The organism is Kosakonia sp. HypNH10 (genome assembly GCF_029850615.1).
GTDB classification, from domain to species: domain Bacteria; phylum Pseudomonadota; class Gammaproteobacteria; order Enterobacterales; family Enterobacteriaceae; genus Kosakonia; species Kosakonia cowanii.
This window is the reverse complement of record NZ_JAOTIU010000007.1, coordinates 80,702-101,882: the sequence shown is the minus strand read 5'-3', so window position 1 is coordinate 101,882 and position 21,181 is coordinate 80,702. Positions and strand designations below refer to the sequence as shown.

Annotated in this window: 21 protein-coding genes; 5 read left to right on the top strand and 16 right to left on the bottom strand. The window is 56.6% G+C overall.

The annotated features are described in order from the left end of the window. Positions 1–6: 6 nt before the first annotated feature. From nrdE to N7V53_RS18480, 4 genes are all read right to left on the bottom strand, one after another. Positions 7–2,151: a class 1b ribonucleoside-diphosphate reductase subunit alpha gene (nrdE, locus tag N7V53_RS18495; protein WP_279794391.1), complete on the bottom strand. Its 2,145-nt coding sequence runs from the start codon at positions 2,149–2,151 to the stop codon at positions 7–9. Further along, on the bottom strand, positions 2,124–2,534 hold the full coding sequence (nrdI, locus tag N7V53_RS18490; protein WP_279794389.1) for a class Ib ribonucleoside-diphosphate reductase assembly flavoprotein NrdI: 411 nt from the start codon (positions 2,532–2,534) through the stop codon (positions 2,124–2,126). Before nrdI ends, nrdE begins: the two co-directional genes overlap by 28 nt. Beyond that, positions 2,531–2,761: a glutaredoxin-like protein NrdH gene (gene nrdH, locus N7V53_RS18485; RefSeq protein WP_279794387.1), complete on the bottom strand. Its 231-nt coding sequence runs from the start codon at positions 2,759–2,761 to the stop codon at positions 2,531–2,533. Before nrdH ends, nrdI begins: the two co-directional genes overlap by 4 nt. A gap of 265 nt (positions 2,762–3,026) precedes the next feature. After that, entirely contained in the window at positions 3,027–3,353 is a 327-nt protein-coding gene (locus N7V53_RS18480; protein WP_023480666.1) for a DUF883 domain-containing protein, read from the bottom strand. A 161-nt stretch (positions 3,354–3,514) separates the two neighbouring features. Between N7V53_RS18480 and N7V53_RS18475 the strand changes: the two genes are divergently transcribed. After that, positions 3,515–3,859, top strand: coding sequence for a DUF2002 family protein (locus N7V53_RS18475; RefSeq protein WP_023480645.1), 345 nt, complete (start codon positions 3,515–3,517; stop codon positions 3,857–3,859). A 13-nt stretch (positions 3,860–3,872) separates the two neighbouring features. On the opposite strand, the gene alaE is transcribed toward N7V53_RS18475, so the two are convergent. Beyond that, a complete protein-coding gene (gene alaE, locus N7V53_RS18470; protein WP_124967464.1) occupies positions 3,873–4,322 on the bottom strand; it encodes an L-alanine exporter AlaE in 450 nt (149 codons plus the stop codon). A 419-nt stretch (positions 4,323–4,741) separates the two neighbouring features. Next, on the bottom strand, positions 4,742–4,921 hold the full coding sequence (locus tag N7V53_RS18465; RefSeq protein WP_054803942.1) for a hypothetical protein: 180 nt from the start codon (positions 4,919–4,921) through the stop codon (positions 4,742–4,744). A gap of 179 nt (positions 4,922–5,100) precedes the next feature. Between N7V53_RS18465 and N7V53_RS18460 the strand changes: the two genes are divergently transcribed. Both N7V53_RS18460 and N7V53_RS18455 read left to right on the top strand, forming a co-directional pair. Further along, positions 5,101–5,259, top strand: a complete 159-nt coding sequence (locus tag N7V53_RS18460; RefSeq protein ID WP_023480545.1) for a YqaE/Pmp3 family membrane protein — start codon at positions 5,101–5,103, stop codon at positions 5,257–5,259. A 120-nt stretch (positions 5,260–5,379) separates the two neighbouring features. After that, positions 5,380–6,258, top strand: coding sequence for a hypothetical protein (locus N7V53_RS18455; protein ID WP_279794380.1), 879 nt, complete (start codon positions 5,380–5,382; stop codon positions 6,256–6,258). On the opposite strand, the gene N7V53_RS18450 is transcribed toward N7V53_RS18455, so the two are convergent. Beyond that, a complete protein-coding gene (locus tag N7V53_RS18450) occupies positions 6,255–6,857 on the bottom strand; it encodes a short chain dehydrogenase (RefSeq protein WP_279794379.1) in 603 nt (200 codons plus the stop codon). The genes N7V53_RS18455 and N7V53_RS18450 overlap by 4 nt on opposite strands. 100 nt (positions 6,858–6,957) lie before the next feature. Here N7V53_RS18450 and N7V53_RS18445 point away from each other — a divergent pair, with 100 nt between their 5' ends. Next, positions 6,958–7,854: a LysR family transcriptional regulator gene (locus N7V53_RS18445; RefSeq protein WP_279794377.1), complete on the top strand. Its 897-nt coding sequence runs from the start codon at positions 6,958–6,960 to the stop codon at positions 7,852–7,854. 32 nt (positions 7,855–7,886) lie between these two features. On the opposite strand, the gene N7V53_RS18440 is transcribed toward N7V53_RS18445, so the two are convergent. The 9 genes from N7V53_RS18440 to N7V53_RS18400 all read right to left on the bottom strand — a co-directional run bounded on the left by N7V53_RS18440 (position 7,887) and on the right by N7V53_RS18400 (position 18,624). Beyond that, complete coding sequence (locus N7V53_RS18440) at positions 7,887–9,551, bottom strand: methyl-accepting chemotaxis protein (RefSeq protein WP_279794375.1); 1,665 nt, start codon at positions 9,549–9,551, stop codon at positions 7,887–7,889. Positions 9,552–9,664: 113 nt separating this feature from the next. Next, positions 9,665–11,089, bottom strand: coding sequence for a DNA cytosine methyltransferase (locus N7V53_RS18435; RefSeq protein ID WP_279794374.1), 1,425 nt, complete (start codon positions 11,087–11,089; stop codon positions 9,665–9,667). 66 nt (positions 11,090–11,155) lie between these two features. Further along, positions 11,156–11,680, bottom strand: a complete 525-nt coding sequence (locus tag N7V53_RS18430) for a rhodanese family protein (protein WP_279794371.1) — start codon at positions 11,678–11,680, stop codon at positions 11,156–11,158. A 2-nt stretch (positions 11,681–11,682) separates the two neighbouring features. Then, entirely contained in the window at positions 11,683–11,994 is a 312-nt protein-coding gene (locus N7V53_RS18425; protein ID WP_042712534.1) for a metalloregulator ArsR/SmtB family transcription factor, read from the bottom strand. Positions 11,995–12,134: 140 nt separating this feature from the next. Next, positions 12,135–13,142 carry a LacI family DNA-binding transcriptional regulator gene (locus N7V53_RS18420; protein ID WP_279794369.1) on the bottom strand — a complete coding sequence of 336 codons (1,008 nt, stop codon included), beginning with the start codon at positions 13,140–13,142 and terminating at the stop codon, positions 12,135–12,137. A 29-nt stretch (positions 13,143–13,171) separates the two neighbouring features. Beyond that, positions 13,172–14,581 (bottom strand): sucrose-6-phosphate hydrolase, encoded by a 1,410-nt coding sequence (locus tag N7V53_RS18415; protein WP_279794368.1) that lies wholly within the window; start codon positions 14,579–14,581, stop codon positions 13,172–13,174. Next, entirely contained in the window at positions 14,581–15,951 is a 1,371-nt protein-coding gene (locus N7V53_RS18410) for a sucrose-specific PTS transporter subunit IIBC (protein ID WP_023480595.1), read from the bottom strand. The genes N7V53_RS18415 and N7V53_RS18410 overlap by 1 nt, the downstream gene beginning before the upstream one ends. A gap of 64 nt (positions 15,952–16,015) precedes the next feature. Continuing rightward, positions 16,016–17,533 carry a carbohydrate porin gene (locus N7V53_RS18405; protein WP_023480624.1) on the bottom strand — a complete coding sequence of 506 codons (1,518 nt, stop codon included), beginning with the start codon at positions 17,531–17,533 and terminating at the stop codon, positions 16,016–16,018. A gap of 164 nt (positions 17,534–17,697) precedes the next feature. After that, positions 17,698–18,624: an aminoimidazole riboside kinase gene (locus tag N7V53_RS18400; protein ID WP_279794366.1), complete on the bottom strand. Its 927-nt coding sequence runs from the start codon at positions 18,622–18,624 to the stop codon at positions 17,698–17,700. A 284-nt stretch (positions 18,625–18,908) separates the two neighbouring features. On the opposite strand from N7V53_RS18400, the gene tssI reads away from it, so the two are divergent. Continuing rightward, positions 18,909–21,170: a type VI secretion system tip protein TssI/VgrG gene (gene tssI, locus N7V53_RS18395; protein WP_279794365.1), complete on the top strand. Its 2,262-nt coding sequence runs from the start codon at positions 18,909–18,911 to the stop codon at positions 21,168–21,170. The last annotated feature ends 11 nt before the right edge of the window (positions 21,171–21,181 follow it).

The following is a 21,181-nucleotide window of genomic DNA, read 5'->3' as shown; positions in this document are numbered from 1 at the left end:
TTTTCCTCATAGCGCACAGGAGACGCAGCCCTGGATTTCGGTACCTTCCAGCGCAAGCTGGCGCAGGCGGATGTAGTAGAGCGTCTTAATGCCCTTTTTCCAGGCGTAAATTTGCGCCCGGTTGATGTCGCGTGTGGTGGCGGTATCTTTGAAAAAGAGCGTCAGTGACAGGCCCTGATCGACATGGCGCGTCGCTTCGGCGTAGGTATCAATGATCTTCTCTGGCCCAATCTCATAGGCATCTTCATACAGGGCCAGGTTCTCATTGGTCATAAACGGGGCAGGGTAGTAAACGCGCCCGGTTTTGCCCTCTTTACGGATCTCAATCTTCGACACAATCGGGTGAATACTCGATGTCGCATGGTTGATATAGGAGATCGACCCGGTCGGCGGCACCGCCTGCAAATTCTGGTTATAGATGCCGTAACGCATCACCTCTTCGCGCAGCTGTTGCCACATCTCGCGCGTCGGGATGGTGACATTCGCGCGGGCAAACAGCGCACGCACTTTATCGGTTTTCGGCTGCCAGTCGCCTTCAAGATAGCGGTCAAAATACTCGCCGCTGGCGTAGCGAGAGGCGGGGAAACCGGCAAAGGTCTGGCCGCGCTCGCGGGCGATCATCATCGAGGTATGCAGCGCATGCCAGGTGATGGTGTAGAAGTAAAAGTTGGTGAAATCGAGCCCTTCCTGGCTGCCGTAGGCAATGCCTTCGCGCGCCAGATAGCCGTGCAGGTTCATCTGCCCAAGCCCAATCGCATGGGAGGCGGCGTTGCCCGCTTCCACCGACGGCACCGAGCGAATATGGCTCATATCGGAGACGGCGGTTAAACCGCGGATTGCCGTCTCAACGGTGCGACCGAAATCGGGTGAATCCATGGTGTGGGCAATATTCAGCGAGCCAAGATTACAGGAGATATCGTGCCCGGTGTCGGCGTAATCGAGGTTGTCATCAAAGGTTGAGGCGCTGTTAACCTGCAAAATCTCCGAGCAGAGGTTGCTCATGTTGATGCGCCCGGCAATCGGGTTGGCGCGGTTAACCGTATCTTCAAACATGATGTAGGGGTAGCCGGACTCAAACTGGATCTCTGCCAGCGTCTGGAAGAAGTCGCGCGCGTTGATCCAGCTTTTGCTCACCCGCTCGTCGGCAACCAGCTGCTCGTAGTTTTCGCTGATCGCCATATCGCCAAACGGCTTGCCATACAGACGTTCCACATCGTAGGGGGAGAAGAGCGCCATCTGCGCGTTCTCTTTCGCCAGCTGGAAGGTGATATCCGGTATCACCACGCCTAACGACAGAGTTTTGATGCGGATCTTCTCATCGGCGTTTTCGCGCTTGGTATCAAGAAAACGCAAAATATCGGGGTGATGCGCATGCAGATAGACCGCACCCGCGCCCTGGCGCGCGCCCAGCTGATTAGCATAGGAGAAGGCATCTTCCAGCATCTTCATCACCGGGATCACGCCGGAAGACTGGTTTTCGATGCGTTTGATCGGTGCGCCGGCTTCACGCAGATTCGAGAGCAAAAAGGCCACGCCGCCGCCGCGTTTGGAGAGTTGCAGGGCGGAGTTCACCGCGCGGCCAATTGATTCCATATTGTCTTCAATGCGCAGCAGGAAGCAGGAGACCAGTTCGCCGCGCTGCTTTTTACCGCAGTTGAGGAAGGTTGGCGTCGCGGGCTGGAAGCGGGCAGAGAGGATCTCCTCCACCAACTCCTGCGCCAGCGCGGTGTCGCCCTGCGCCAGCGTTAAAGCCACCATGCAGGCGCGATCTTCAAAATCTTCCAGATAGCGTTTGCCATCGAAGGTTTTCAGCGTGTAGCTGGTGTAGAACTTCCAGGCGCCGAGGAAGGTCTGGAAGCGGAAACCGCGCGCCTTCGCTTTCGCCAGCAGATCGATGACAAACGCCCGCTCATAGCGCGCGAGCACGCTCTCATCGTAATAATTTTCCGCCACCAGCCAGTTAAGGCGCTCATCCTGGCTCGCAAAGTGAACGCTGTTGGGGCGAACGTGGTGCGCCATAAACGCCTCCACCGCCTGGTGGTCTTTTTCAAACTGAATGCGGCCATCGCGATCGTAAAGATTGAGCATGGCATTCAGGGCGTGGAAATCGGGCGTGCTCTGCATCACGCGTTCTGCGGTTGTCGTTGCCAAAATTCGCTTACTCCTGTTCGCACGTTGATGATGTCTTGCGCAGTCCCCATCAATTCAAACCGATAGAGATAGGGCACCGCGCATTTTTGCGCGATCACATCGCCCGCGCGGCAAAACGCATCGCCAAAGCTGCGATTGCCGGCGGCGATCACGCCGCGAATCAACGCCCGATTATGCGGATCGTTCAAAAAGCGGATCACCTGGCGCGGCACAGCGCCTGCCGTACCGCCGCCGCCATAACTGGGAACCACCAAAATATAGGGTTCGTCTACCTGAATGCGCTCACGTTCGTTAAGCGGAATGCGCACCGCCGGCAGCCCAAGACGCTCAATAAAGCGATGGGTGTTTTCCGAGCTGCTGGAGAAGTAGACGAGCGTGCTCATGCGGCTGCGCTGAGACGATTAATCATATCCGGGCGGAAGCCGGACCACTTTGTCTCGCCTGCAACCACCACCGGCAGCTGGCGAAAGCCCATCGCACGCAGCTGGTTTGCGGCATCCGGTACATGATCAATGTTCACCATCTCAAACTCAAAGCCGCGGCTCTCCATCGCCCGTTTGGTGGCGTGGCACTGAACACAATCATCTCGAGTGTAAATAGTAATGCGCATGATTCGTATTTCCGTTAAAAGTAATAGAGCGGCGCGATAAGTCGCGTCAGTTAGTGTATGGAGCACAAGAAGAGATACTAGATGTAGCTATAAATTTTATCAACCATACAATATATGGGAAAAAGACACAGGCCGTGCCCAGGGAAGTGGCTGAATGGGTAAGGGCGAAATGTCGCCGCGTATTGTAAAGCGGGGTGGAAAAAGGACAAAGAAAAACCCCTGCCATCCGGCAGGATAGGCAGAGGTTTCAGATTATTTGTATAAATTAACGACGGAAGCTGAGCAGCGCACCGACAAAAATACCGACGGCAGCAGCAGCACCTACGCTGCACCACGGACGGTCTTTCACAAAGCTATCGGCACAGCCGACGGCGTCACGTGCTGCTTGTTGCACACGGTTGCGACCATGCATGCGGGCGCGAGTCTCTTTCAGCAGCGCCTGTGCTTTACGGCGCGCAGATTCGCCTTCATCTTTCGCGTCGCTGCCCCAGGATTTAAGCAACTCTTCCAGGCTATCAGCTAACTGGTTGACATCATTATTGATATCTTCAACACCTTCATCTACTTCACGGCGTGTGGGTCTGTTTAACATAGTAGCCTCCCTTTTTTTGGTGTGCTTTTAAGCGTAGACCATAATTTTACAGGCCAAACGGCAAACGCCCTTTTACGCGCAGTTTGTGGAATTTTCTGAGTCACTGACCATGCTCAGTACTGTAAGGTTGCGAAGCAGTTGAGAGATGATGAGGAAAATCTATGTATTTACGACCCGATGAAGTGGCGCGCGTGCTGGAGAATGTCGGCTTTACGATGGATGTGGCGACCAACAAAGCGTACGGTTATCGCCGTGGCGAAAACTATGTTTATGTTAACCGTGAAGCTCGTATGGGCCGCACGGCGCTGATTATCCATCCAACCCTGAAAGAGCGCAGTTCATCGCTGGCCGATCCCGCATCGGACATTAAGTTGTGCGATCACTACCACAATTTCCCGCTCTACCTGGGCGGTCATGAACAGGATCATTACGGCATTCCGCATGGTTTCAGTTCGCGTATGGCGCTTGAGCGCTTCCTGACTGGCCTGTTCGGCGAACAGCACTAATCGAGAGCTGCCATCAGGCTTTCGCCTGGTGGTAATGACTCACCCGGAAGAGACGGCGGCAGTAGTCGAGGAAATAGCCGTACACCGCACCCATCAACATCGAAATCACGATATTTGAACTGACCGCCGCCATAATCTGCTGCCAGTCCGCACCGACCGACCATAAAATCGCCACATACACCGGCGACTGAAAAGTGACATACGCCAGCACATCCGCCAGATTTTTCATCCAGCCTGCGGGGCTTATGCGGCGCGCATAGTGCATAAAGAGATCGCGATAAAAGCCATAAGGCCAGGCAATAATAATGTTAACCGGGATCGCCACCAGACGAGAGGAAAGGGACTGCTCAAAGCTCATTCCGGAGAGGAATATTTCAATCACCATGTTCACTACTGAACAGTAGACCACCATCGCGAAAGTGTCCGCAGCGGCGTGGCGCAGGCGAGACTGCGAAGAGAACATGATGAAGCTCCTTGAAAAATGATGGCGCAATGAAGATGCTTAGCGTTTTAAAACGGACTTATTTACGCGCATAGCGTATCTGTCTGATTTAAAACTCTCAACTAGCTATTAATTTTTATTTTTGACTGCCGCCTGGATAAAGTGCTCTGCAACTGCTGCAATTTTACGCATTGCCCTATTATTGTTGGGGCCTGGTATGAAAGCTTTAATTTTCATCGTGTTACAGCTTTTGCTTGCGGGGTGTAACGGTCAGCGCAGCGCGCTATGCTTTGGCGAAGAGTGAAAAGCGTTGAGGCAGTATGTTTTATGCTAGTAAGGCGTTTTTAGCAGCATAAGATGCGGTCTGGAGGAGTTGGGGTTTTACGCGTCAGAAGTGGGTATGTATGCCGTTAGGCGGCGGGCGAGCCCACCGCAATCACTCAGCAGACACCAAAGTCGCCCTCTTCTTTGTACAGCTCGACGTCATCGGCTTTAAGCGTCAGCTTTTCCGCCTGTTCGTCGTGAGTGGGCACCGCAACAATCTGGTCATCATGCACTTCGAGCACTTTGAGTTTCGGGCCGCCAATGCGTGGTTGAACGATATCGCCTACAGCAAACATACGTCTCTCCTTTGTAACGAGGTTGTAAGAGTAAACATAGACTGAACAGCGAGCGTGGTACAGCGTAAAAGAGGGTAAACCTCTTGATGGCTGATTGGCACTGTGGCCTGTAGCGGCTACGCTTAAACAGATTGTGTAAATTATCAATCACCTGGAATTTACTTTGCACAGGAGGCTATATGGGCTTTTGGCGTATTGTCATTACGATTCTTCTTCCGCCGCTGGGCGTACTGCTCGGGAAAGGCTTAGGCCTGGCGTTTCTTCTTAACATTCTGCTCACGCTGCTGGGTTACATCCCGGGCCTGATCCACGCCTTCTGGGTGCAATCCCGCGACTGATCCTTCCGGGGCGGTTCTCCGCCCCACGCCGATCAAGTGCACATTTTTTCGCCAAAACCTTAAAGAGAATGCTGATGACGTCGATAAATATCACGTTAGCAATCACTTTTAGGAAGCGAAATGAGCATTCAGGAAGTCAGTGCCTCTGCGGCAGCGCAGTCGCAATATGAAGTGCGTGCGTCAAAAACAATAACGTTTGGTGGCAAAGAGATTGTCACCGAGAGTTCGATTTCTGTCTCTATCTCTGCAGAAGCGCTGGCGCGCGGCGCAGAGAGCCAGCCAAAACCAACCAAAGAGCAGAGCGAAAAGGTCGCCCGCGAGATGGCCGTCCTGCGTAATAACGATATGGCCTCTTATGCACGCGGGCCGAGCCTTGCCAGCGCCTTCTATGGCGACCCGGCGACCGCCAACGACGCGGTAAGCTTTATCGACTTTTTCCAGCACTCCACCATCAATGCCGATGACATGGCCACGGCGCTGCACCAGGCGTTGACCTCGCCGCAAGGCAGCGGTGATGAGACCACCCTCGGCATGGATGTCGCGATGACCCAGGTGAAACTCAATTATGTGGTAGATAAGTTTGTCTCTGCGGATTACCAGCAGCAGGCGCGCGATTTCGTCGCCGGGTTTGTGGCAAAGAAAGGCGAACAGGCGGATCAGACCAACCGCGCGGTGCTGACCCAGTCGGCGGCGCTGGCGCAAAGCCGTGGCGACACCGCTCAGGCGAAACAGAGCCAGCAGGCGATCGAACAGCTTGATGCCGGAACACACTCCTCGCAGGCGGACCGCAAGGCGATGCTGGCGATCACCGCTAACGCTGGCGACAGTAAGAGCTGGTTTGCGCAGATGAATCAGCGGGTGGAAAACAGCGGTTCGCTGCCGTTTATCACTGCGCTTGAGAAAAACCACATCAGCGCGTTACAGCAGCAGTGGACGCAGTTCACCACCCTGTTGAAACCGGCGGAGCAACCGGCGGGCGACGAAAGCCAGCGCGCTTAATACCCGACGGTAAAGGTGCGGCCTGTCTGCACGCCGTGAACACTGCGTCGATAGGCCAGCGCAGCGCGCGCGGCGGGCACACTTTCAAACCCCGGGAAGAAGGCGCCATATTTTTCAACGGATTCGCTGAGCACCGTCGGGCTGACGACGTTAATGCGTAAGCCGCGCGGTAACTCGCACGCCGCGGCACGCACAAACCCCTCCAGTGCCGCATTGACCGCGGTAGCATTCACCCCCTGCGCAATGGGTTCACTGCGGATAATGCCGCTGGTCAACGTGATCGAGCCGCCATCATTAAGATAGTGCTGACCTATAAGCGACAGCCGCACCTGGCCCAACAGTTTGTCGTTAAGGCCAAAAGCAAAATCCTCTGCGCGCATTGCCGTCAGCGGGCCGAAAAAGAGCGAGCCAGTAGTGGCGATAATCGCGTCGACGCGTCCGGTCTGCGCGAACAGCGCCTCAACGCTCTCATCACGGGTTAAATCGACCTGTAACTCGCCGTGGGTTAACCCGACGCTTATCACCTCGTTATCTTTACCCAGCTCAGCCACCACTGCGCGGCCAAGGGTGCCGGTAGCACCGATTACGATAATCTTCATTTCAGCTCTCCTTCAGTGTGCGGAGTGGTCATTTTTTCGCTAATCATTGATAAGATAAATGCTCTGAATGTTTATTCATTCCTAACTAATGGTTTGCACTATGGATAAGCTGCGCAGTATGGCGGTGTTTGTCGCCGTGGTAGAGGCGGGATCATTTACTCAGGCCGCCGCCAGGCTGGAGATCTCTGCGGTGATGGTTGGTAAATACATTGCTCAACTCGAAAACAGCCTGGCGACACGCCTGCTGGCGCGCAACACCCGACGTCAGAGCCTGACGGATGCCGGTCGCGTCTTCTATGAGGAGGCGCGGCGGGTGCTGGAGCAGGTGCATATTGCCGAAACCTCGGTCGAGCGGCTGCGCGCGGCACCTGCCGGTACGCTGCGCGTCAGCGCCTCAACTACCTTTGGCGGCTGCGTTATCGCACCCATCACCGCCACCTTTCTCACGGCGTGGCCGCAGGTGCGGGTCGATCTCGATTTGAGTAATCGCAGTGTCGATCTGCTGGAGGAGGGGTTCGATCTGGCGATCCGCATCGGCGCGGTGAACAGTGAGGACGTGGTGGTAAAACCGCTCTGCCTCTACCGGATGGTGATATGTGCCGCACCTGACTATCTGGCGCGTTATGGCGAGCCGGCCTCACCCGAGGCGCTGCGCGATCACCGCTGTCTGTCGAATGGGGTGTGGAACCGGCGCAATGAGTGGAAATTGCCGGGCGAAGCGGGAGAGATGAGCTGGCAGCGCGATCCGGTGCTGCGCTGCAATGACGGGCAGGGGTTACGGATGGCGGCGATTGCCGGAGCGGGGCTGCTGTTGCAGCCGGAAATCCTGGTGCGCGAGGAGCTGGCAAACGGCACGCTGGTGCGCATCATGCAGCCCTTCACGCCCAGGCCGCGGCCGGTGAATCTGGTTTATCGCCAGGACAGCCGACCGCTCCCGAAATTGACGCGGTATATCGAACACTTACATCACGAGATTACGCAGTGGGTGGCAGCGTAACCCGCGCGACAGCTTCATCGCGCGGGTGTCTGTCAGAAGGTTTCCCAGTTGCCGTCACCGCTGCCCGCGCTGGCGGTAGCCACCGGGCGCAGCGGCGCGACGCTCGGTTTACCCGGTTTGGCATTCAGCAGCGCGCTGTGCCCGTTGACGCGAAACACGGCAACGGCCTGGCGCAACTGCTCTGCCTGCTCTTCAAGGGCGGCGGATGCAGCGGCGGACTCCTGCACCAGCGAGGCGTTCTGCTGCGTCACGCTATCCATCTGCGACACGGCCAGGCTCACCTGCTCAATACCTTTGCTCTGCTCATCGGATGCTGAAGCAATCTCGCCCATAATATCCGTCACGCGGGTAACGGCATTGACGATCTCTTTCATGGTATCGCCCGCTTCCGCTACCAGCGTGGTGCCGGAGTTGACGCGGTTCACAGAGTTTTCGATCAGCGTTTTGATCTCTTTTGCCGCCTGCGCGCTGCGGCTTGCCAGCGTGCGCACTTCGCCTGCGACCACGGCGAAGCCACGGCCCTGTTCACCCGCGCGCGCCGCTTCAACGGCGGCGTTCAGTGCCAGGATATTGGTCTGGAAGGCAATTCCGTCAATCACGCTGGTAATATGGGCGATCTGCTGGGAACTGTCAGAGATCTCGCTCATCGTACGCACCACATTGCTCACCACCTGGCCGCCGCGTGCAGCGGTATCAGACGCGGTTTTCGCCAACTGCGACGCCTGACGGGCGTTATCGGTGTTCTGTTTCACCGTTGCGGTCAGCTGCTCCATGCTGGCAGCGGTCTCTTCCAGCGACGCCGCCTGCTGCTCGGTACGTGAAGAGAGATCGTTATTGCCGGTCGAGATTTCGCTGGCCCCGGTATAGATCGAATCTGAACTGTTGCGCACCGCGCTGACGGTTTTCACCAGCGAAGATTGCATCTCATGCAGACCGGCCGCCAGCTGGCTCATCTCGTTACGTCCTTGCGCCGCAATGGACTGTGTCAAATCACCCCCGGCAATGGCGCGAATATGGTTCATCACGCTGTGCAGCGGGCGCAACAGCAGGTGTTGCAGGCCGAGCCAGATCATCACCATCACCGCAATCACGGCCAGCAGAATCACCCCCAGCGTCCACTGCATGCTGGTAAAGCTGTGCTGGTTCTGCTGCGCGGCTGCCTGCAGGAAGGTGTTGTTTTCGGTACGCCATTTGGCATAACTGGCATCCATATCATCCTGCGCCTGCTGCGCATCCAGGTTGCCATAGGCTTCATAATTGTTGGCACGCAGGAAGGCGATCGACTGCTGCAACACATCGTGCATCTTAGTGATGTTTTGCGCTACTTCGTCCGCCAGTGCGCTCTCCTGCCCGGCGACGCGCGGCGTGCTTTTATAGTTACTGAAATAGGTTTCAGATTTCTGCAGGGAATCGGTTGCGGTGTTGAGCAGCTTTTCGATACTGGCGAGGGAAGCCGGATCGCGCTGGTTTTTCAGAAAGCGAATCGCCACGCGGGTGACGGTAACGCGGGTTTTGATCAGCGTATTCACGCTGTCGCCAAGGTTTTCTTGCTGCGCATTCAGCACGCCGGTGTTCTGGAAATTGACCCGGTCGTTATTGACCGCCGAGTAAAAAAGACCCCCGGTGACCAGTTGAAGAAGGCAAAATACCGAAAGGGCGATAATAATGCCGGTGATAACACGTATGTTTTTGAGCATGGCCATAGTCCGTAAGAGAGTCGGGATTGCTCAAGAATTATCGACCTGGCCTGGCTTAACTTTACGATCGCTTATTAAACACTTCACTCAGGCAGAGTGAAGTGTATTCTGCGTCACAGATTGCTCTTCTCTTTGCGCCGTTTCACCGCCAGATCGATGCGCGGCGCCAGCAGTTTTGCCACTGCGGCAAAGACCGGCACCACCACCGAGTTGCCAAACTGGCGGTAAGCCTGGGTGTCGGAAACCGGGATGCGAAACGGCTTTTCGCCCACTTTCTCAAAGCCCATCAGGCGGGCGCATTCGCGCGGTGTCAGGCGACGCGGACGGCGCGCCTGGTTTTCAGCATGGGTAAAGTCTGCCTCGCCCAGCGCTTTATCCCAGCCGCGGTCGATAAGAATTTCGGAACCATCTTTGTGATAGCGCGCCGACAGGGTGCGCGCCACGCTGGCGGCATTAGCCGGATCGACCAGCCCAAAACCGAAACCGTTGCCTTTGGCGGCGTGCTTCTTCGCATAGCGATAGAGGTAATCCCACAGCTTGGGCGAGAGCACATATTTGCTGTCGACGGTCGGCTCCAGCAGTTCGCCAAAGGTCGGGTGCTGCTGCGGGTAGAGGCGGTCGATATCGCGCAGCGTAAAGCCGTCGGCGAGATCGAGGTCGCGGCGAAAACCGACCAGCACAATGCGCTCGCGGTGCTGCGGCAGAAAGTGTTTGCCGTCGATAATCTTCGGATCGTTCTTGCCCGAGGCTTCCGCGTCGGCGACGTCGTAACCCAGCTCATCAAGCGTATTCATGATCACGCTGAAGGTTTTGCCTTTGTCGTGGCTCTTGAGGTTTTTGACGTTCTCCAGCACGAAAATTGCCGGGCGGCGGGCTTTTATAATGCGCGCGACGTCGAAAAAGAGCGTTCCCTGCGCTTCGCACTCAAAGCCGTGCGCCCGCCCGAGGGCATTCTTCTTGCTGACGCCCGCAAGGCTAAAGGGCTGGCAGGGGAAACCGGCTAATAACACATCGTGTTCAGGAATATGCTGCGCGATATGGGCGTAAGCCTGCGCTTCAGAGATAGCAGGATTGCCGCTCAGCGTCACTTCGCGGATATCCTGATTAAAAGTGTGCGTGGCGCTGTCGTTATACCAGTTGGCTTTGTAGGTGCGCACCGCGTTTTTGTTCCACTCGCTGGTAAAGACGCACTGCCCGCCAATCGCCTCAAAGCCGCTGCGGATGCCGCCGATACCGGCAAAGAGATCGATAAAGCGAAAGCGGTAATCGGGATGGTGCGCGGGCGGGGAGGGCAGCAACTCGCGCAGCAACTTCTCCTCGGTAGCGGTAAGGGTTTTCGCCGCGCCTTTGCCATTAACCCAGCGGTTGAGCGCTTCGCGGCTCCACTCCGATTTGCCCGCTTTTTTTAACTGCTCCGCCACATACTTTTGACCATAGATGTCGAGTACCTGGTTGAGCAGGGCACGATCCCGTGCCTGTTGCTGCAAAGCCTCTGCCTGCGCCAGCTCTTCCTGCGCGAGTGAATCAAATTCCGCCATGGCGTCTCCTTGGGTTTAGGCCGGGAAATATATCACTCATTTGACCCGGAGGAGAAATGCCGCACATCAGGATCGGTTCCACGGCATCTTCGCCAGCAGCAGCGCCATGCCGCACCAGCCGCTTAATCCGGCGAACAATAAGCCTGCGCCGACAAACCCCGAGAGCAGAAAGAAGGCCGGATTGAGCAGGTAGCCGAGCACCACGCCAAGTAGCACCAGGCTGCCCGCAACGATCTGCACCTGCTGCATCAGCGGGCGCGGCTGAGCTTTGTCCTGCACCGTCGGCAAGCCCGCGCGCTTCCAGTTCGCCAGCCCGCCTTCCAGCAACAGCACCTGCGCAGGCGCGGCAGCCTGAATCAATGCTTCAACATTTTTCTGGGTACGCATCCCGGACTGGCAGTGGAAAATCACCGTTTGTGCGGCGACCTCAGCGCTCAGGCGTTTACCGGCCAGCAGATCGTCCAGCGGCAGGGAGAGGGCATCGGGCAGATGTTCGCGGCGAAACTCATCCGGCTGGCGAATATCAATCAACGGCACGCCCTGCTGCTGTTGTATCCGCGCATCGTGCGGGGAAATGGATGTGTAGGACATATTCAGACCTCCGGGCAGTAGATGCCCTTAAGTGTGTTGACGATATGGTTCACGGCGGGATCTTTGATGAAGTAGGTGATGCGCTGCGCCTGGCGCACGCTCTCAATCAGCCCCTCATCTTTCATGCGCGTCAGGTGCTGCGAGGTGGCCGACGGGCTAAGGCCGGTCAACGCCGAGAGTTCGCCCGCAGGAGTGCCGGGCGCGTCACAGAGCATGCACAAAATCAGCAACCGGCGCGGGTGGCTCATCGCTTTCAGCAGCGCAGCGGCCTGCTCTGCCTGGTTCTGTAACTGGGTAATATTCGATGGTGGCATTTTTATTTTAGATTTTTCTAAATTTAGGGAAATCTAAAATACAAATGTGAAAGAAGCAAGCGCAACGTACTCCCGTTGCGCTTAAATGCTAAGCCGATTCTTATCTGGCTGGCGCGGTAATATCGCGCCAGGGGGATGAGTTACGGATGACGCCAGCGCAGCGTGGCGGGCAGAATGCGCTGCGGCGTGGTCGGTTCGTTGCCGTCCACCAGTTGCGTGATGATATCGAAGCAGTCCTGCGCCAGGCGCGGAATGTTCTGCTCGACGGTATCGATGGGCAGCGAGAGCGAATCATAGAGGTAATGATCGTCGAAGCTGGCGATATGGATATCGCTCTCCAGCAGGTGATGCTGGCTCATATAGCGCAGCACCCCTTCCAGCAGGCCGCAGGCGGCGGTAAACAGCGCTTTCGGCGGGCGGCCGAGGCGCGCGCAAAGGGCGGCGAACATCTCATACCCGCTGCTGGGGTGATAATTGCCGTGAATGATCCACTCCGGGCGCGCGGTGACACCGGCACGCTCAAGCCCCTGCATAAAGCCTGCAAGACGATCTTTGGTCGGCGATAAGCGCGGCTGGCCGCCAAGAAAATAGATCTCGTCCGGGTTGGCGCGCGCCAGGCGCTCGACCAGCTCGGCAGTGGGTGTGAGTGAATCGGTGATCACCAGCGGCAACTGGGTGTCGCTGATATGGCGGTCAAACAGCACCACCGGCAGCTGTTCGCTCAGTTTTACGTAGTCGGCGTCGTTTAACATGCTGGAGGCGACAATCAGGCCATCGACCTGGCGCGACACCAGGTTATTGACCACCACGGTCTCCTGGCTGGCGTTTTCATCGGTGCAGGAGATAAGCAGTTGCAGGCCCGCTTCGCGACAGAGGTTTTCCAGTTCGTGAGAGAAGACGGCGAAACCATAGTTAATGATTTCCGGCACCACCAGCCCCAGCGTATGGCTGCGGTTTTCACGCAGCAAGCGCGCGTAAATACTGGGCTGATAGTGGTGCTGCTGGGCAATCGCCTGCACGCGCTCGCGCGTCTCCTGGGCGACGCGCAGCTCTTTGCCGCGGCCGTTAAGCACCAGGCTGGCGGTGGCTTTTGACACCCCCGCCAGCGCGGCAATATCACTGATGGTAACGCGTTTAGGTTTTCTCACGGTTTTGCATCGCTCAAAGAAACAAGCGCTTATTCTACCATGCAAGCACGTAACGACCAGTAGCGCGCCCGCACTTCTGCGTCACCCGCAAGCGTTAAGCGTGCAGGCTGCTGCGGGAAGTAGCGGCTGCTCATCACCCCTTCGCCATCATTGATAAAGATCTCCACGCTTGAGCGGTCGCAGAGGATCTGCAACTTGTGCGCCGCACCTTGCCAGTAGCGGTAGTGCCACTCGCCGCTCTCAAAGCTTCTGCGCGCGAGGCGCAGTTCACTCTGACGCCACTCAAGGATCAGCGTGTCGGCAAAGTTCAGCGTGAGATCGCCTGCGCTCTCTACAATCAGCTCCAGCGACGCGGTATCCAGCGCGGGCAGCGCATCGGCCTGGCCGTTGAAAATCTGCTGCTCGCCGCGCAGCGCCTGAAGTTCGATAACTGGCTGTTGATAAAGCTTACCGTTGCGCGAGGTTAATTCGCGCAGGCAGGTCATCTGGTGGATCCAGCCGTTGGCGACGGTAGGCTGGCGCATCTCTTCCCCGTCCGGCACGCCCATCCAGCCAACCAGTAAACGGCGGCCATCTTCGCTCTGCGTGGTTTGCGGCGCGTAGAACTCAAACCCGGCGTCCAGCTCGTGAAACTCGCCGTGACGGAACTGCGTGTTGTCGTAATCCAGCTCGCCGCTGAGATAAGCGCTCGGGTGGGTGTTGAGCCAGCGCTTCTCGTCGCGCGTAATCCCCTGCGGGCAGCAGATAAGATAGGTGCTGTCGCCAAGCGCGAAGAGATCCGGGCACTCCCACATATAGCCCGCGTCGCCCAGCCCGTTGAGGCCGCTACCGGCGATCTCACCGAGGTTCTGCCAGTTCCACAGGTTTTCCGAGCGCAGTAGCAGCACTTTGCCCTGCAAATTGGGATCCTGCGCGCCAAGCACCATGTACCAGAAGTCGCCGTGTCGCCACACTTTCGGGTCGCGCACGTGTCCGGTGTAACCGTTTGGCAGTGGGATCGCCGGGCCGAGTTTATCGAAGCCACCCGCGCTGTTCTGCACCGCCAGACACTGCCAGGCGGTACGCGTGCCGTCGTCAAACTTGACGTTGCCGGTGTAGCAGAGCGTCAGCACGCCGTCGTTATCCACCGCGCTACCGGAGTAGCAGCCGCTGCGGTCATACTCTTCGTCCGGCATCAGCGCAATCGGCTCATGCTGCCAGTGGAGTAAATCCGCTGAACTCCAGTGCCCCCAGCATTTGTATTTATGCTGGCAGCCCAATGCGTTCCATTGATAAAAAAGATGGTAACGCCCGCCCAGCTGGATAAATCCATTGGGGTCGTTGAGCAGCCCGGTGACCGGCGCCAGGTGCCAGCTCGGGTAGAAGGGATCGCTCAGCGCTTTCGGCTGGCCTTTCATCACCGCCTGTAAAATGGCGGGCAGTAGAGAGTCAGATGCCATTATTCCGCGTCCGTTTTGTATTTCAGCAAGAAGGAGAGAATGAAGGCGACGCTAAATGCGATAGCCATACCGATAATATAGTTAAGCAGCGAACTGGCCTGCACAATCGCCAGACCCGGCAGCCCGGTGAGACCTACCGCCGTCATATAAACATGCATCGACACCACCCATGCGCCGCCGACCGCACCGCCAATTAATCCGGCGATAAACGGCTTCATAAAGCGCAGGTTGATACCAAAAATCGCCGCTTCGGTAATGCCGAGCATAGCCGAGAAGGCGGACGGCAGAGTAATCGCTTTGATCTTCGCGTCTTTGGTTTTAAACCACACCGCCAGACACGCGCCGCCCTGCGCAAAGTTGGCCATCGCCCAGATCGGCAGCAGGAAGTTGACGCCAATCGACGGGTTACCGAGCAGCCCGGCCTCAATGGCGTGGAAGCTGTGGTGCACACCGGTAATCACAATCACCGAGTAGAGCCCGCCAAACAGCAGCCCCGCCAGCCAGCCCGCGTGGGCAATCAGCGTGCTGAGCACAAACGAGATGCCGTCGCCCAGCGCGCGACCCGCCGGGCCGATAATCAGCATGGCGATAAAACCGGAGATAATCACCGTCAGGAACGGGGTGAGGATCAGATCCAGCGCGTCCGGAATCACCCGGCGCAGCTGTTTTTCCAGCATGCTCATAAACCACACCGCCAGCAGCACCGGGAAGACCGTGCCCTGGTAGCCGATCATCGCCACTTCGATGCCGAAGAAGTTCATGGTGTGGAAGCCCGCCGCCACGCCCCAGGCGTTGGTCAGCGCCGGGTGGGTGAGGATGCCGCCAAGCGTTGCGCCAAGATAGGGGTTGCCGCCAAACTCGCGCGCGGCGGTAAAGCCAATCAGGATCGGCAGAATGATAAACGCCGCCGAGCTGAACATGTCGAGCATGATATAGAGCGCGTTATCCGGGTTGACCCAGCCGTAGGTCTTCACCATCCCCAGCAGGCCCATCAACAGGCCGGAAGCAACAATCGCCGGAATAATCGGTACGAAGATGTTCGACAGCAAACGGGCGATGCGCTGGAACGGGTTCAGTTTGCGCGCAGCGATGTCTGCGGCTTCCGATTTGCTCGACTCGCTGATCCCCGCCTCGGTAATAAACGCGGCGTAGACTTTGTTCACCACCCCGGTGCCGAAGATGACTTGTAACTGCCCGGCATTGCGAAAACAGCCCTTCACGCCGTCGAGTTTGCCAATCGCGGCGGTGTCTGCTTTCGCGTCGTCCACCAGCACCAGGCGCAGGCGCGTCGCACAGTGCGCGGCGCTGGCGATATTCTCTTTGCCGCCGAGCAAGGGCAGCAGCGAGCGGGAAATTTGTGCAAAATCCATAACAACCTCTGTCTTGTTTTTAGGCTTTCAGACTACGCAAACGGCCCCCGCAGGGGCCGCGCTATCAGAACCAGGTTTCCATCTGTACGCCGAAGTTCCACTCGCCGCCGGCCTTGAAGCCAGCGCTGCCGAAGGCGTCGTCACCGGCGTAGTTATCCAGCCGGTGATCCCAGTCCATCCAGGTAGCAAACAGGCGGATTTCCGGGCGTTTCAGGAACTCACCGACATCGCCCGCTTTCAGCGTTGGCGCAACGGTCAGTTTGTAGAAGCTGCCGCTCACGTTATTGCGGCCGTTGTATCCTTCCGGGCGCAGATCCATGTACTGATACGTCCCTTCATACTGCATTTCAAAGTTTTCCGTCAGCCCCTGAATCAGGCGCACGTTGGCGGTCGCCCACTGGTAGCTGTCGCCTTTGACGTAACGATCTTTACTGCTCTGCGCCAGCACCGCCGGGGCTATGTGCCAGCCGCCGCCGAGCGGCGTGATGCCGTAGCTCGCCAGGCGCCAGGTATCGGCCTGCGACAGCAGCGCGCCGTCGGAGCCGATGGCTTTCACTTCCGCACCGAGGCCGTGACCGTAAAGCAGCGCGGTTTTTGCTGAACCTTCACGCAGGCCGTAGAAGCTGTCGTTATGCAGGCCGAGCAGGGCGTGAACACCGTTATCCGCCGCGTCGCTCTTCACTTTATTACCTTCCAGATCGAGGCGGTCGTCATTATCCTTCGCGCGCATGCCGCTAACCATCAGTTGCACCGGGCCGTAGTAGTTGTTCAGGGAGAGGATGTAGTTCTGCGCGGTGTTTTCGCTGTTTTCGATATCGCCAAAGGTGCGGCCATAGAGGGAGAGGTTGCTGCGCGCCTCGTCGCTCCACTTCATGTCGTACACCCCGGCACCGGTCCCGGCGAGGAACACCACATCGGAGTCGATCCAGTGGATATCGAAGTTATCGCGGTCGAAGCGTTTCCCCGCCCAGACGGTGGAGTCTTTAAACGCGCCGGTAAAGCTCGGCAGATGGCCGATCTCCGTAAAGGCCTGGCGCAGGTTGAGATCGCTGCTGGAGGCGGTCCAGTCGTTATAGGTGCGCTGGCCGTCGGCGAGCATCACTTTAAAGCGGGTGGTCGCGCCGTTGGCGAGGGTCTGTTTATGTTCGAGGTTCATCTCGACATAGGTATCCGGTTCGTTACCCAGACGACCCACATGGCCGCCGGTCTCACCGGCTGGCGTCACGGTCGGGCCGCCCTGGGTTTTGCTCGCCGAATCGCTCATCAGCAGGCCGGAGCGGGCATAGCCGTGGAACTCAAAGCCGCCTTCATCGCTGGCTTTCTGCTCCAGTTTGGCGGTGCGCTGCTCAACTTGCGTGGTGGTGGTGTCGGTTTTTTGCTGTGCGGCCGCTAACTGCTGGGCCTGTTTTTCCGCAGCCTGCGCGCGGCTTTCGGCGGCATTAGCGCGCTGCTCAGCGGCCTGTAAACGCTGCTCCAGCGCGGCAAGACGTGCCTCAATGCTACTCATGCTCGGGTCGGCGGCCTGTGCCGCTCCCGCGCTGAGAATAAGACCAAGGGTTATGGCGAGCGTGCTTTTTTTCATCATTTTGCATCCCTAAGGAAGAGCCATCATCACAGAGTTATTTTTGCTAAACCGGTTTAGGTGTCGAATCATAATCGCGCATAATTTCAGGACGCAATGAAATTAGCTAAACCGGTTTAGTGAATGTGAGACGGCTCGCAAAACGAGACGTTAGGCCGCACGCGTCAGGCGAGTTGCTCCTCAAGCTGGTGGCGCCAGGGCAGGGCAGTCATCGCCCCTTTGGCGGTGGTTGCCAGCGCACCGCAGATTTGCGCGCTCGCCAGCCGCGCGGCTAACTGCGGTTCGCTATCGGGCAGGCCGTGCTGCGCCAGTCCCCACAGCAGACCGGCGACAAAGGCGTCGCCCGCGCCGGTGGTATCAACGCTGATTACTGGCAGCGTCGGGTAGTGATAGCACTTACCGTTCAGGCAGGCTTTTACTCCAGCTTTGCCCTGAGTGACCAGCAGCAGGGTGATGCCGTAACGCGCCGCCAGCTCAGGCAGGCTCACCTCCTCATCAGGCGCGTCGGCGATAAATGCCAGCTCCTCTTCCGAGAGTTTCACCACATCTGCCAGCACCAGCGCGCGCTCAATGCAGTGGCGCAGCTGGGCGCTGTCGGCCCATAAATCGTGGCGAATATTGGGGTCGAAGCTGACAAACCCGCCCGCGCTACGCACCCGCTCCATCGCGCTGAAAGTGGTGGAGCGCGAAGGCTCAGCCGCCAGCGCAATCGAGCAGCAGTGCAGCCATTCGCCGCGGGCAAACGGCGGCAGATCTGTTTCAGCCAGGAACAGGTCGGCGCTCGGGCGTACCATAAAAGTAAATGAGCGCTCACCCTCTTCATCCAGCGCCACCACCACGGTGGAGGTGCGGTGCTGCGCATCGGCACGCATATAAGCAGTGTCAACCTGCTCTTTCGCCAGCGTCTGGCGCATAAAGTGACCGAAGGGATCGTCGCCGACGCGCCCGATAAAACCGCTATTTCCCTGTAAGCGCGCAATGCCGACCGCTACATTGGCCGGCGCGCCGCCGGGGCACTGCATCAGGCAGGCATCGCCCTGCGGCAATAGATCCACCACGGCGTCACCCAGACACCAGACTCGAGCTGACATGATTTTCTCCCGATAATGAGTATCGCTAAACATTAACTAAACCGGTTTAGCTCTTCAACACTGTTGGTGGGTTTATTGCGTTTTAGGGAGCGAGATCTGTTTTCTTTTCGAGGTCCAGGGGAATGACGCTCCGGTCTGAACGCATGCACCGTTGCATGCTTAATCGCAAATGACAACGAATGTCACAATCTTTGGTTAGATTCAGCAGAATACTACCTTTGTTGGATACGCACGTGTGTATGGCAACGCAGGGGATTGTTTACTGTTCTCCAGGGGATGATGGAATGAATAAACGTATTTCCGTACAGCTTCCTGCAACAAGTGAGTTGCTCTTTTGGCAGTTGACCGGGCGTGAAGCGATCTCTGAGCCTTTTGTTTTTAATCTGACTTTACTCAGCGAAGATCCCCGTCTCGATCGCAGTAAACTGCTTGGGCAATCCGTAACGGTAGCATTACCAACCCAGAATCTGTCTATGCCCCGCTACCTTAACGGCAAGGTAACCCGGGCAGGCGTCCGGCCTGTAGAACTATCCGGTACTCGCTACGCTGCTTACAACTTAATTGTTGAGTCTGACCTTTGGCCGATGAAACGCGACCGTAATATGAGGATTTTTCAGAGCCAGACGGTCCCTGAAATAGTCAAAACGCTGTTTAGCGAATATCAAATAAACGTGGATGACAGGTTGACCGCGAGTTACCGCGTTTGGGACTACTGCGTTCAATATCAGGAAAGCAGCCTGGATTTTGTCAGCCGCCTGCTGGAGCTTGAGGGAATTTCTTATTGTTTTCATCATGAACAAGGCCACCATCAATTGGTTCTTTTCGATACCGGTTCCGCTTTTGATGCCTTCCCTGGTTATGAAACGATCCCCTACCATTCGACTGACTCAGGCGGCGTAACGGGTGAGGAGGGGATTAGCCAGTGGGCGATGGAAGATAGCGTTACACCGGGTAAATTCAGCCTTGAAGATTATGACTTTCGCCAGCCTAATGCCTGGCTCTTCCAGGCTCGGCAAAATCCTTCGTCTCCGAAGCCGGGCGATATCGATGTATACGAATGGCCGGGGCGTTTTAATGACCATGTTCATGGGGAAAAATATGCGCGCATCCGTCAGGAGCGATGGCAGGTTGACCATCAACATATTGCGGGTTCGGCGACTGCAACCGGCATTGCACCCGGTTATATATTTAAGTTAAGTAGCGCGCCTTTCGTCGGTGATAACGGTGAATATCTGGTCACTGCCGCTGAATATGATTTTCGCGAAAATCCCTACGCTTCAAACGATACGGGGGAAACAATGCACCGCATTGAGTTCTCCGTTATTCCTTCTTCCACGCCCTATCGACCTGAAGTCAAAACGCCCTGGCCACGCACCTATGGCCCGCAAACGGCGAAAGTGGTAGGGCCATCAGGTGAAAGTATCTGGACCGATCGCTATGGTCGCGTAAAGGTTAAATTTCATTGGGATCGCCTGGCGAAGGGCGACGATTCAAGCTCCTGCTGGGTGCGAGTATCAAGCGCCTGGGCGGGCCAGGGCTTTGGTGGTGTCCAGGTTCCGCGCATTGGCGATGAGGTCGTTGTTGATTTCATTAATGGCGATCCCGACCGTCCTCTGATCACAGGACGCGTCTACAACGAATCGAGCATGCCGCCATGGGAACTGCCTGCGGCTGCAACCGTTATGGGCTTTATGACAAGAAGCAAGGATGGCAGCAAAGACAACGCCAGTTACCTCTTTTTCGAAGATAAACCCGGCAGCGAAGCCGTGCAGCTGCATTCTGAGAAAGATATGTCTGTCTCTGTCGAAAACGATCAAACGGTGGATATTGACGGGCATCGCACTACCACAATTAAAAAGACGCAGACTGATAATGTCACGCAGGATGCGACTTTTAACTATCTCGCAAAGCGCACCACAACGGTCACAAAAGCGGAAACCAAAACCTTTAACGATAGCGAGACTACAACTATCCAGAATGGGCGAACGCTAAAAATTACCAGCGGCGGTGATAAGGTGACTATTCAGGGTGACCGCACTACTGATGTGACTGGTAATGAAACGCACCATGTAACGGGCACCTTGACGCAAAATTTTGACAAATCTCTTACCACTACGATTAAATCGGGGAAAACTGAAACAATTGATGGTGGCGTGACCATCAATGTCAACAGCGGTGATTGGTATCAGGATGTCAAAAACGGGACGATCACAATTACTAGCCCGAAAACAATAACTCTTCATAGTGATGTTGCTATAGATCTTGATGCACCTAAATCGTCTTACACGGTGGGGTGGCATAAAGAGGTCGTTGCAGGAAATAGCGCCAGTGCTACCGGTTTTTCTGAAAGCCTGACTGGAGTATCTTTTGAAATCAAAGGGGTATCTGCTGGATTTGCTCATAGCGCATATTCGCGAAATGTTATTTCTTATAGTCATAAAACGTTTGAAGGAAAAAATAATTCAATTGAATTGAAACGGGTAGGCGTAATGCTCAAAAGTGGTACGCTACGGTGGAGCTCGGTTGCGTTAATTCTTATTGCATAAAACAAGGAGTA

Bases quoted from the DNA above. Each gene is read 5' to 3' on its own strand.
- nrdI (WP_279794389.1), bottom strand. From the start codon at position 2,534: ATGAGCACGCTCGTCTACTTCTCCAGCAGCTCGGAAAACACCCATCGC.
- nrdH (WP_279794387.1), bottom strand. From the start codon at position 2,761: ATGCGCATTACTATTTACACTCGAGATGATTGTGTTCAGTGCCACGCC.
- N7V53_RS18480 (WP_023480666.1), bottom strand. From the start codon at position 3,353: ATGTTAAACAGACCCACACGCCGTGAAGTAGATGAAGGTGTTGAAGAT.
- N7V53_RS18475 (WP_023480645.1), top strand. From the start codon at position 3,515: ATGTATTTACGACCCGATGAAGTGGCGCGCGTGCTGGAGAATGTCGGC.
- alaE (WP_124967464.1), bottom strand. From the start codon at position 4,322: ATGTTCTCTTCGCAGTCTCGCCTGCGCCACGCCGCTGCGGACACTTTC.
- N7V53_RS18465 (WP_054803942.1), bottom strand. From the start codon at position 4,921: ATGTTTGCTGTAGGCGATATCGTTCAACCACGCATTGGCGGCCCGAAA.
- N7V53_RS18460 (WP_023480545.1), top strand. From the start codon at position 5,101: ATGGGCTTTTGGCGTATTGTCATTACGATTCTTCTTCCGCCGCTGGGC.
- N7V53_RS18455 (WP_279794380.1), top strand. From the start codon at position 5,380: ATGAGCATTCAGGAAGTCAGTGCCTCTGCGGCAGCGCAGTCGCAATAT.
- N7V53_RS18450 (WP_279794379.1), bottom strand. From the start codon at position 6,857: ATGAAGATTATCGTAATCGGTGCTACCGGCACCCTTGGCCGCGCAGTG.
- N7V53_RS18445 (WP_279794377.1), top strand. From the start codon at position 6,958: ATGGATAAGCTGCGCAGTATGGCGGTGTTTGTCGCCGTGGTAGAGGCG.
- N7V53_RS18440 (WP_279794375.1), bottom strand. From the start codon at position 9,551: ATGCTCAAAAACATACGTGTTATCACCGGCATTATTATCGCCCTTTCG.
- N7V53_RS18435 (WP_279794374.1), bottom strand. From the start codon at position 11,089: ATGGCGGAATTTGATTCACTCGCGCAGGAAGAGCTGGCGCAGGCAGAG.
- N7V53_RS18430 (WP_279794371.1), bottom strand. From the start codon at position 11,680: ATGTCCTACACATCCATTTCCCCGCACGATGCGCGGATACAACAGCAG.
- N7V53_RS18425 (WP_042712534.1), bottom strand. From the start codon at position 11,994: ATGCCACCATCGAATATTACCCAGTTACAGAACCAGGCAGAGCAGGCC.
- N7V53_RS18415 (WP_279794368.1), bottom strand. From the start codon at position 14,581: ATGGCATCTGACTCTCTACTGCCCGCCATTTTACAGGCGGTGATGAAA.
- N7V53_RS18410 (WP_023480595.1), bottom strand. From the start codon at position 15,951: ATGGATTTTGCACAAATTTCCCGCTCGCTGCTGCCCTTGCTCGGCGGC.
- N7V53_RS18405 (WP_023480624.1), bottom strand. From the start codon at position 17,533: ATGAAAAAAAGCACGCTCGCCATAACCCTTGGTCTTATTCTCAGCGCG.
- N7V53_RS18400 (WP_279794366.1), bottom strand. From the start codon at position 18,624: ATGTCAGCTCGAGTCTGGTGTCTGGGTGACGCCGTGGTGGATCTATTG.
- tssI (WP_279794365.1), top strand. From the start codon at position 18,909: ATGAATAAACGTATTTCCGTACAGCTTCCTGCAACAAGTGAGTTGCTC.